Here is a 10,192-nt window from a genome sequence, read left to right on the forward strand (position 1 = left end):
TGCAGGCGCTGCCGGCAGCGCTGGCGATCGCGGTCGTGCTGCTGGCGTACTGAGCCGCGTATCGCACACCGCACACCGCACACGCGACGCTGCGATCAGGGCGAGGCCGTGGCCGGCACGCGTGGCGACACCCACATGGCGATGCGCGCGAAGCACACCACGTGCTCGTCCGTATCGCGGATCTCCACGCTGACCGGCAGGTCGTAACCCCGCTCGGCGGCGACGATCGCCACGTCCGGCGTGGCCACCGCATGCATCGGGCCGAGCGCCTTGCTGCGGTATTCCACCTGCATGCCCTTGGGGATCCAGCGCATCGACGGCAGCAGGCTGGCGTCGACCATCACTCCACCGGCCAGTTCCGCCAGGTTGCACAGGGCGATCGCGTGTACCGTGCCGATGTGGTTGCTGACCCGCCGCCGGTGCGCGATGCGCGCCTCGCAGCGGCCCGGCTCCAGGACGGTGATGCGCGGGGCGATGCTGGCGAAGTAGGGCGCCTTGAAGCACACCGCACGCGAGAACAGCCAGGATCCCCCGGGCCAGCCTTGCATGTGGCGGTAGAGCGAGAGCAGTCGGCTCATTGCAGTTCCCCCGAACCCACGACGGCGGACCGAAGTCCGCCGTCGTGGGTGTCGCATGGTCAGGACGATCAGGCCGCTTCGCGCGAATGCCCGTCGTCGGCCGCCGCCGCGGCACGCTGGTAGTAGCTGGCAGAGCGCAGCTCGTCGGTGTCGAAGTCGTCGACGCTGATCGTGTCCATGGTGATCTCGCGCAGCTCCTCCAGCTGACGGCGCTCGTCGGCCGACAGCACGCCTTGGCGCACCGCCTCGTCCAGCTGCGAGGCGAAGTCCAGCGATTCGATGCCCTTGCTCTTGAGCGCCTTCAGGAACTTGCGCTCCACCGGCTCGGCCAGCACCGCCTTGGTCAGGTAGCTGGCGATGCGGCCGCCGGGGTTGTTCTCGCACGGGGTCAGGAACACGCCCTGGCCCAGGCGATCGCGGGCTTCGTTCGGCGTCATCAGCAGCGCGGCGACGCGGTGGCCCAGGCGGTCGCCCGGCGCTTCGGCGCGGCGGCCCCACGGGAAGATCAGCGCCCACATCAGCCAGCCGACCGGACGGATCGGGAAGTTGCGCAGCGCCGCCGACAACGCCAGCTCGATCTTGTGCACGCTGTCGTGGAAGGCCCAGGCCAGCAGCGGCTGGTCGGTGGCCGGCGCGCCGTCGTCGTGGTAACGCTTGAGCATGGCGCTGGTCATGTAGATGTGGCTCAGCACATCGCCCAGGCGTCCGGACAGCGACTCCTTGAACTTCAGCTTGCCGCCGAGCATCAGCATCGACACGTCGGCCATCAGCGCCAGGTTCGCCGAGTAGCGGTCCAGCTTGCGGAAGTAGCGGCGGGTGTAGGCATCGCCCGGCGCGGCGCCGATGCGCGCGGCGGTCAGGCCGAACCACAGCGAACGCACCGCGTTGGAGATGGCGAAGCCGATGTGGCCGAACAGGTTGCGGTCGAACTCGTCGACGCCGGCCTTGTGATCCGGATTGCCGGCGGCCTTCATCTCCTTCATCACCCACGGATGGCACAGGATCGCGCCCTGGCCGAAGATCAGCAGGCTGCGGGTCATGATGTTGGCGCCTTCCACGGTGATCGCGATCGGCGCGGCCTGCCAGCTGCGGCCGGCGAAGTTGCGCGGGCCGAGGATGATGCCCTTGCCGCCGACCACGTCCATCACGTCGCTGATGACCTCGCGGCTCATCGTGGTGCAGTGGTACTTGGCGATCGCCGACGGCACCGACGGCACGTCGCCGCGGTCCACCGCCGCGGCGGTCGCCTGCGACAGCGCGCTGATCGCATAGGCCTTGCCGCCGATTCGCGCCAGCGCCTCTTCCACGCCTTCGAAGCGGCCGACCGACAGGCCGAACTGCTTGCGGATGCGCGCATACGCGCCGGTGACGACCGCGCCGAACTTGGCGCCGCCGCTGGCGGTGGAGGGCAGGGTGATCGAGCGGCCGACGGCCAGGCACTCGTTGAGCATGTTCCAGCCCTTGCCGACCATTTCCACGCCGCCGATCAACTGGCTCAGCGGGATGAACACTTCGCGGCCATGGATCGGGCCGTTCTGGAACGGCGAGTTCAGCGGGAAGTGGCGGCGGCCGATCTCGACCCCCGGGGTCTCGCGCGGCAGCAACGCCAGGGTGATGCCGATGTCCTTGGTGTCGCCGATCAGGCCTTCCGGGTCGTACATGCGGAACGCCAGGCCGACCAGGGTCGCCACCGGGGCCAGGGTGATGTAGCGCTTGTCGAAGGTCAGCTTGACGCCGAGCACGTTGGCGCCGTTCCACTCGCCCTTGCAGACGATGCCGTAGTCGGGGATCGAGGTGGCATCGGAGCCGGCGAACGGACCGGTCAGGCCGAAGCAGGGCACTTCCTGGCCCACCGCCAGACGCGGCAGGTAGTAGTCCTTCTGCTCCTTGGAGCCGTAATGCAGCAGCAGTTCGCCCGGGCCCAGCGAGTTGGGCACGCCGACGGTGGAACTGACCACGCTGGAGACCGAGGCGATCTTCTGGATCACCTTGTGGTGGGCCAGCGCGGAGAAGCCCAAACCGCCGTATTCCTTCGGAATGATCATGCCGAAGAACTTGTTCTTCTTGATGAAGCTCCAGATCTCCGGCGGCAGGTCGGCGTGGACGTGGGTGATTTCCCAGTCGTTGGTCATCCGGCACAGTTCTTCCACCGGGCCATCGAGGAAGGCCTGCTCTTCGGCGGTCAGCTGCGGCTTGGGATAGTTCAGCAGCTTCTGCCAGTCAGGGTCGCCGGTGAACAGCTCGCCTTCGAAGCCGACCGAGCCGGTTTCCAGGGCGATGCGCTCGGTCTGCGACAGCGGCGGCAGCACCTTGCGGAACACCTTCAGCATCGGCGCGGTGAGCAGCGGCTTGCGCACGAACGGCAACAGCAGCGGCATCGCGACCACCGCCAGCACGACGGCCGCGACGATGGTGGCGACGTGGTTGGCGCCGAGCAGCCAGCACGCGACCAGCAGCGTGGCGCTCAACGCGGCCCAGACGGCGAGCCGCATGCGGTGATAGGCGGCGAACGCGCCGGCCAGCAACAACACGAGGAAGGGGGCAATGATGCTCATGGGCGTGCTCCGGGGAGGTACTCGGTGACGGCGGACGATGCGCCGGCGCAGGCCGGTGGCAGGGCGTCCAGGTAGTGCAACACAGTGGCGGTAAATGCGGCGTTGTCGTCGCCGGCCAGCATATGCGTGGCTTCGGGCAGATGCGCATGCTGCGCATGCGGCACCAGCGACAGGAACTCTTCGATGGTCTGTGGCGTGACCAGATCGCTGCGGCCGCCGCTGATCAGCAGCAGCGGGCACTGCACGTGTGCGGCGGCCTGCGCGATCGCGCCCTGGTGCTGGTCGCTGTCGCGCGCCAGCTCCTCGACCAGGCGCGGGTCCCAGTGCCAGTACCAGCGGCCGTCGGCGTGTTGCCGCAGGACGCTGCGCAGCGCCTCGGGCGACTTGCGCGCGCGCTGCGGCAGGTAGGCGGCGATCGCGTCGCCGGCCTCGTCCAGGCTGGCGAAGCCCTGCGGATGCGCGGTCATGAAAGCGAGGATGCGCTCGACCCCGGCCGGCTGCCAGCGCGGGGTGATGTCCACCAGCACCATCGCGCGGAACAGGCCCGGCCAGCGCGATTCGGCGATCAGCCCGAACAGCCCGCCCATCGAGGCGCCGACCAGTACCGGTGGCGGCGACATCTCGCCGGCGACCACGATCAGGTCGTCGGTGAACTGCTCGCCGCGATAGGGCAGGTCCGCCGGGTTGCGTGCGGAGTCGCCATGGCCGCGCGCGTCGTAGGCGACGCTACGGTACCCATGCGCCTGCAGCGCCGCGGCGGTCGCCGACCAGGCATGCCGGGTCTGGCCGAAGCCATGCGCGAACAGCACCGATCCGGCCTCGCCGGGACCGGTGACGGTCGCGGCCAGCGCCAGCTCGCCGGCACCCGAGAGGGTAGCCGAGGCGGCATGCGGGACGGTGGCGGAAGCGGAAACCATACGAGATAGTATGGTTGCTCTGCGCGGCATGTCAATACGATGCAGTATGGGTGCGAAAAGCCAATGCTGCCGGGCATTTGCGCCGCCCTCGTGAAGGCCACATACTGCAACCGACGTCCCCGTATGGTTAAATCCACGGATGAATACCGCGCCCGCTCCTTCCTCCGACGACGGCACCGCTTCCGGCGGTGGCCGCAACAACCGGCTCAGTGCCGAAGACTGGGCGCAGGCCGCCCTGGACCTGATCGCCGAACAGGGCGTCAGCGCGGTGGCGGTGGAGCCGCTGGCGCGGCGCCTGGGCGTCACCAAGGGCAGCTTCTACTGGCATTTCCCCTCGCGCGATGCGCTGCTGCAGGCCGCGCTGGAGCGCTGGGAACTGGTCGAGCAGCAGCAGGTGTTCGGCAGCCTGGAAGAGGTGCCGGATCCGCGCACGCGGCTGCGCGCGCTGTTCCAACTGGTCGCGCACGAGGTCAAGCCGCACATCATCTACAGCGAGTTGCTGAAGGCGCTCGATCATCCTGCGGTGCGGCCGGTGATCGACCGGGTCTCGCAGCGGCGCATGGAGTATCTGATCGCCTCGTTCCGCCAGGCCGGACTCAGCCGGACCGATGCGCAACATCGCGCACGCCTGGCCTATGCCGCCTACGTCGGCTTCCTGCAGCTGTCGCTGCAATTGCACCAGCCCAAGCAGGCGCGCGAGGACTTCGAGGCCTACGTCGAACACGTCATCGTGACCTTGATTCCCGGCTGAGGCTGGGCCGGCGCGCGTCAACGCCCAGGCAATCCTGAAGGAAGATGATGACCGGCTCCGATGAGCAGATCGGCGCGTTGCTGGCCCAGGGCCGCAGTGCGATCGCAGCGCGGCGGTTCGATCGTGCCGAGGTCGCGTTCGCGCAGGCCGTGGCGCTGGCGCCGGACCAGGCCGATGGCTATCTGGGCCTGTCGCACGCTCTTCTGGTGCTGGGACGCCATGCGGAGGCCAAGACCGCGACGATGAGGCTGGCCGCGATGTCCCGGTTGAGCCCGGCACAGGCGTTCGAACTGGCCAGGCGCCTGCGCCATTTCAACGAATACGAGCGACTGATCGCGCTGTTGCGCGATCAGTCGTTGCTCTCGGCCATGTCGCCGCAGCAACTGGCCGAAGCGGCGGTGCTGCTGAGCGACATCGGCGAGCACGCGCTGGCATTGACCCTGGTGGAGCGCGGCCTGCGTCTTGCGCCGGGGCATGCCGCTTCGTTGTACTTCAAGGGCAACCTGTTGTTCTTCCTCGGCGACCGCAACGGTGCCGAAATCCACTACGAAGCGGCATTACGTGCCGATCCGGCGATGGCGCAGGCGTTCTGGATGATGGCCGCGCTGCATACCCAGCGGCACGCGTCCAATCATGTGGGCCGCCTGCGCGACGCGCTGAGGCGCTGTCCGCCAGGTTCCATGGGCGAAACCTATCTGAATTTCGCCCTGCACAAGGAACTGCACGATCTGGGCGAGCACGCCGAGGCATGGCAGGCACTGGAGCAGGCATGCGGCAGCGCGCGCCGGCGCATCGATTACCGCCTGTCCGATTCGCTGGCCTTGCTGGATGGCATCGAGCGGCGGTGTTCGCCGGCGTATCTGGCCGAGCCGATGCCGATAACGGAAGGTGGTCCGCGTCCGATCTTCATCGTGGGAATGCACCGCAGCGGCACCACGCTGCTCGAACAGATGCTCGTGCGCCATTCCCAGGTCCGCTCGGTGGGCGAGTCCTATCTGTTTCCCGAGCAACTGCGCGGCGTCACCAATACCGCGGCGCGGGATGCGCTCTCGCTGGATATGCTCGCGCGCCTGGATTCGGACGCGCTGCGCCGCGCAGGCGCCGACTATCTGCACGCGGCCGCGTGGGCAGTCCAGGGCCGGGATGTCCTCGTGGAGAAACTGCCGGCCAATGCGTTGAATGTCGGCTTCATCCGCAAGGCGTTGCCGCAAGCCAGGATCGTGTGGATGGCGCGCGATCCGATGGATACCTGCTTCTCCAATCTGCGCGTGCTGTATTCGGGCGTGGCCGGCTATTCCTACACGCAGCATGAAATGGCCGGCTACTTCGTTGCACACCAGCGGCTGATGCAGCATTGGGAGCGCAGCCTGCCCGACGCACTGCTGCGGGTCGATTACGCAGCGCTGGTCGCGCAGCCGGAGGCGACGTTGCGCCAGGTCGCGGCCTTCTGCGGATTGCCGTACCAGCCGCAGATGCTGGATCTGGAGCGGGCTCATGGCGCGGTCGCGACGGCGAGCGTCGGACTGATGCAGGGTGGTCTGCGCGCGGATCGCGCGCGGGTGTGGGCGCCGTATGCGGCGCAACTGCAGCCGTTACGCTCCGCTCTGGGACTGGCGTAGCCGACGCCCGCCGGAGCCCCGGATCGAACTGCCGTCGCAATCGACCGGTTCCGTCGCCCAAAAAAAGATGCAGCCCATTGCGGGGCTGCATCGGGTGACGCGACGACGAGTGGATCAGAACTTCTGGTTGTACTGCATGTACAGGAAACGGCCCGGCACTTCGTACTGCGGATCGAAGCTGTTGGCGAAGGTCGTGTACGAGACCGGTGGGTTGCGGGCGAAGATGTTGTTCACGCCCAGGGTGATCTTCGCGTTCCAGGGCGCCTTCCAATAGAAGGACGCATCGTTGTACACGGTGGCGCCCAGCTTGTTGTAGGACAGGTCCGGGTTGGTGTTGAAGTTGCTGCAGAGTTGGCCGAAGCCATAGTCGTTGGTGCTGAACGGGCAGGGTTCGTCCTGCTTGGAGTAGTAGCGCATCGACCAGGTGGCGCCGACATCGCCCAACTCCCAGCGCGCCAACAGGTTGGAGCGGATGCGCCAGTTATTGTTGCGATCCGAGTACTCGCCGACCTTGTTGTTGCCGTCGTTGTTGTCCTCGTTCCGGGCGTAGTAGGTGGTATCCCAGTTGAAGGACAGCGTGCCCCACGACTGCTCGGGCAGGCGGTAGTTGACGGTCATGTCATAACCTTCCACCAGCGTTGAGCCGATGTTCAGGCCAGCGGACAGCAGTTCGTTGATGGAACCGTCGGCGTTACGCGAGAACAGCGAGCAGGCCTGAGCGACCCCATCCTTCACGCAATCGTCCAGAATGCGCTGGCCGCTGAAGCTGGTGATGGTGTTTTCCAGCTTGATCTGCCACCAGTCCAGCGACACGTCGAAGCCGCTGACGAAGCTCGGGCTCCAGACGAAGCCGAGGGTCTTGGTGGTGGAGGTTTCCGGCTTCAGGTTGACGTTGCCGCCTGTGCTGATGCGGATCTGCGCGTTGCCCTGGTCGTAGCCGCCCGCCGGTACGCCCTGCGCGGAGCAGCGCGCGCGCTGTTCGGCGGTCAGGCCCGCATAGCCGCCGCCGAAGGTCGTCGAGCAGGGGTCGGCGATCTGCTCGAAGCTGTCGGCGACGCCCTGGAACAGCTCGGACACCGACGGCGCGCGGAAGCCCTGCGCCCAGTTGCCGCGGATCAGCAGGTCGTCGATCGGCTTCCACTTGAAACCGAACTTGCTGTTGACCGTGTTGCCGAAGGTGTCGTACTTCGAATAGCGCGTTGCGACGTCGAATTCCAGCTCCTTGAACAGGGTCACGTCCTTGAGCAGCGGGATCGAGATTTCCAGGTAGGCTTCGTCCAGCGAATAGCCGCCCGAGGTCGGGGTACGCACGTTGCCGGTGGTGTTGCCCGAGGCGATCAGCGCGTCCGGCGAGTCGTAGCCGCTTTCGGCACGGTGCTCCACGCCGGCGGCGAAGGCCAGGGTGCCGCCGGGCAGGTCGGCGACTTCGCCGGTGAGGTTGGCGAAGTATTGCTTCATCTTGTACTGGTATTCGTCGTGCGCGACGAAGGTGATGTAGTTCAGCATCTCCGGGGTCAGGCCGCCGACGCCGCCCAGCAGGTTCGCCGGCACGCAGCCGTTGACGATCGCACCCGGGGTGCCGCAACGCGCGGTGCCGGTGGCGTCGATGAAGGACGGACCCACCGCGTTGCGCAGCGACAGCAGATTGAACAGGCCGGTGGTGGTGTCGTTCTGGTCGTTGCGGCCATAGCTCATGCCCGCATCCCAGGAGAAGTAGCGATCGCCCAGCTCGAAGCTGCCCTCAAGGGCGCCGACGAAGCCGAAAGTATCGACGTTCTGCTTGAAGCTGCGGCCGCCGGTTTCGGTGGCGCGACGCTGCACGCGCGAGACGGTGCGGCCGAACGGGTTGTAGATGCTATTCGGCGAGATCGCGATGGTGCGGGCCTGGACGCCGGCGCCGGGGCCTGTACCGAGCACGATCGGCATCGAGGCGAGCAACTGCTCGGACTGGCGATTGTTGTAGGTCGCCTGTGCGGAGAAGCTGACGTTGTCGGTGATCTTGAACATCGCCTGGCCGAAGATCGACTTGCGCTCCTGCGGAGTCAGCAGGTAGTTGTCCGGGGCGAAGTTGTAGAGATCGTTGACGCCCGCGCCCCAGTTGCGCCAGTTGGCGGGTGTCGAGCCGGCGTCGTAGCCGAATTGGCCGGCGGTGCCGTTCGGACGGGTCTGGGTACCGCTGCACACGCCATTGGCGAAGGTGCCGTTGCACACCGCGAAGCGACCGTTCGGGCTGGTGGTGCTGCCGAAGGCGGTGCCGGTCTTGTAGATCGGCACGGCGGAAATCGCGCGGTCGCCGGCCATCACCGGATCTTCCTTGACGTAGCCGGCGCCGAACAGCGCGCTGAAGCGTTCGCCGGTGCTGCCGATGGTCACGTCGAAGCTCTGGCGCGCGCCATCGCCCTTGCTGAACTGGCCGTAATAGGCGTTTGCTTCGGCGCCGTCGAAATCCTTGCGCAGGATGATGTTGACCACGCCGGCGATCGCGTCGGAGCCATAGATCGCCGAGGCGCCGTCCTTCAGGACTTCCACGCGCTCGATGGCGGCGGTCGGGATGGTGTTCAGATCGGTGGCGCCGCCCAGACCGGTGCCAGCGACCCAGCGGCGGCCGTTGACTAGTACCAGGGTGCGATTGGAGCCGAGGTTGCGCAGGCTGACGCGGGTTTCGCCGTTACCACCGTTGTTATAGGTGGAGTTAAGCGTGGAGCCGTTGGCAGACAGATTCTGCAGCACGTCGCCGATCGAGGTCAGGCCCTGCGCCTGGATGTCTTCGCGCGACATGCTGAAGACCGGCTGCGACGTCTCCACGTCGGCGCGCTTGATGCGCGAGCCGGTGATTTCGATGCGGTCGAGCGTGGTGGTACCGCTGTTGGCGTCCTGTGCGAACGCGGCGCTGGCGGCACCGCCCGTACTCGCGGCAAGGGCGATCAAAACTGCGTCGCGCAGTTTGGTGGTCTTGCAGATCATTGGCTCTCTCTCCGAATGCGATATGGTTGCGAACTGGCCGACGGGGCGCCGAAATGCGGAGCCAAAACCGTAGGGTGAACCGATAGTAACTGCGTTCCCGCTGAAATTAAAGAGTCGTTAAGAGCGGGGAGTTGAAAGACGTTGGACGCCCCGTCTTGTGGTGTTTCAGAAATGAAAAAAGCCCCGTGAGGAGCTGTTGGGCAGGCGGCGTGTGTCTCGTGGTGAGACCGAGTTGGCGAGGCCTACAGATCCTGCTCGTAGCGCACGTAGGGGATGGTCCCCTCTTCGGTGCTGATGTTGTTCGGCGAGAACGGGTTCTTGCCGCGGGTGATGACGTTCTCGGCGCCCACGGTCAGCTGGCCGCTCCATGGGGTGCGCCAGGTCAGGCCCACGCCCAGGCCGGTCCACTTGCCGGGTTGGCCGGGGGCGTCGACGACACGGCCGATCACGTTGGCGCTGAACGAGCCGTAGCCGCCGCCGATGCTCAGGCTCTTGCTGTCCCAGCGGTCGAGCATGGCCGGGGTGGCGTCGGCGATCGGCACCAGGCGGGCTTTGGCGTAGGTGCCGCCGATCGAGACGAAGCCCTCGCGGCCGATGTTCTGCTGTGCGAAGACGGTCAGGTCGTTCTGCTCCATCCGCATCGACGGCGTCTTGTTGGCGCCGGCCAGCCAGGCGGGGAGGTTCTCGCGGCCGGTGCCCGCCGACAGCGACAGGCGCCCGCCGGGGCGGTTGAAGGTGGTGGTGGCGGCGACATGGTGGCCGGTGGTGCCGTCGTCGTCGCCCAGGCTGGCCAGCATGCAGTGGCTGG

At 66.9% G+C, this 10,192-nt stretch carries 7 protein-coding genes; 2 read left to right on the forward strand and 5 right to left on the reverse strand.

Annotated features, from left to right (window positions below; all coding sequences use genetic code 11):
• Positions 1-95: 95 nt before the first annotated feature.
• The 3 genes from D180_RS11630 to D180_RS11640 form a co-directional block, all read right to left on the reverse strand.
• The gene (locus tag D180_RS11630) at positions 96-578 is read right to left on the reverse strand and encodes a hotdog fold domain-containing protein (RefSeq protein ID WP_017912929.1); all 483 of its coding nucleotides are present in this window, start codon (positions 576-578) and stop codon (positions 96-98) included.
• Between the two features lie 68 nt (positions 579-646).
• Positions 647-3,133 carry an acyl-CoA dehydrogenase gene (locus D180_RS11635; RefSeq protein WP_017910471.1) on the reverse strand — a complete coding sequence of 829 codons (2,487 nt, stop codon included), beginning with the start codon at positions 3,131-3,133 and terminating at the stop codon, positions 647-649.
• Positions 3,130-4,050 (reverse strand): alpha/beta fold hydrolase, encoded by a 921-nt coding sequence (locus D180_RS11640; RefSeq protein ID WP_017912930.1) that lies wholly within the window; start codon positions 4,048-4,050, stop codon positions 3,130-3,132. The genes D180_RS11635 and D180_RS11640 overlap by 4 nt, the downstream gene beginning before the upstream one ends.
• A 139-nt stretch (positions 4,051-4,189) precedes the next feature.
• On the opposite strand from D180_RS11640, the gene D180_RS11645 reads away from it, so the two are divergent.
• Both D180_RS11645 and D180_RS11650 read left to right on the forward strand, forming a co-directional pair.
• Positions 4,190-4,801, forward strand: coding sequence for a TetR/AcrR family transcriptional regulator (locus tag D180_RS11645; protein ID WP_017912931.1), 612 nt, complete (start codon positions 4,190-4,192; stop codon positions 4,799-4,801).
• Between the two features lie 47 nt (positions 4,802-4,848).
• Complete coding sequence (locus D180_RS11650) at positions 4,849-6,420, forward strand: sulfotransferase (RefSeq protein ID WP_017912932.1); 1,572 nt, start codon at positions 4,849-4,851, stop codon at positions 6,418-6,420.
• Between the two features lie 114 nt (positions 6,421-6,534).
• Here the strand turns inward: D180_RS11650 and D180_RS11655 are convergent, their stop codons facing one another.
• On the reverse strand, positions 6,535-9,384 hold the full coding sequence (locus tag D180_RS11655) for a TonB-dependent receptor (RefSeq protein ID WP_017912933.1): 2,850 nt from the start codon (positions 9,382-9,384) through the stop codon (positions 6,535-6,537).
• 242 nt (positions 9,385-9,626) lie between these two features.
• Positions 9,627-10,192 (reverse strand): hypothetical protein (locus tag D180_RS11660; RefSeq protein WP_043090859.1); only part of this gene is annotated, 566 nt, incomplete at its 5' end.

The sequence above is a fragment of the Xanthomonas sp. SHU 166 genome, assembly GCF_000364685.1.
Taxonomy (GTDB): domain Bacteria; phylum Pseudomonadota; class Gammaproteobacteria; order Xanthomonadales; family Xanthomonadaceae; genus Xanthomonas_A; species Xanthomonas_A sontii.

What these genes read in the sequence shown, in the direction of transcription:
- D180_RS11640 (WP_017912930.1), bottom strand. Translation starts at nt 4,050, where the DNA reads ATGGTTTCCGCTTCCGCCACCGTCCCGCATGCCGCCTCGGCTACCCTC.
- D180_RS11650 (WP_017912932.1), top strand. Translation starts at nt 4,849, where the DNA reads ATGACCGGCTCCGATGAGCAGATCGGCGCGTTGCTGGCCCAGGGCCGC.
- D180_RS11655 (WP_017912933.1), bottom strand. Translation starts at nt 9,384, where the DNA reads ATGATCTGCAAGACCACCAAACTGCGCGACGCAGTTTTGATCGCCCTT.
- D180_RS11635 (WP_017910471.1), bottom strand. Translation starts at nt 3,133, where the DNA reads ATGAGCATCATTGCCCCCTTCCTCGTGTTGTTGCTGGCCGGCGCGTTC.
- D180_RS11645 (WP_017912931.1), top strand. Translation starts at nt 4,190, where the DNA reads ATGAATACCGCGCCCGCTCCTTCCTCCGACGACGGCACCGCTTCCGGC.
- D180_RS11630 (WP_017912929.1), bottom strand. Translation starts at nt 578, where the DNA reads ATGAGCCGACTGCTCTCGCTCTACCGCCACATGCAAGGCTGGCCCGGG.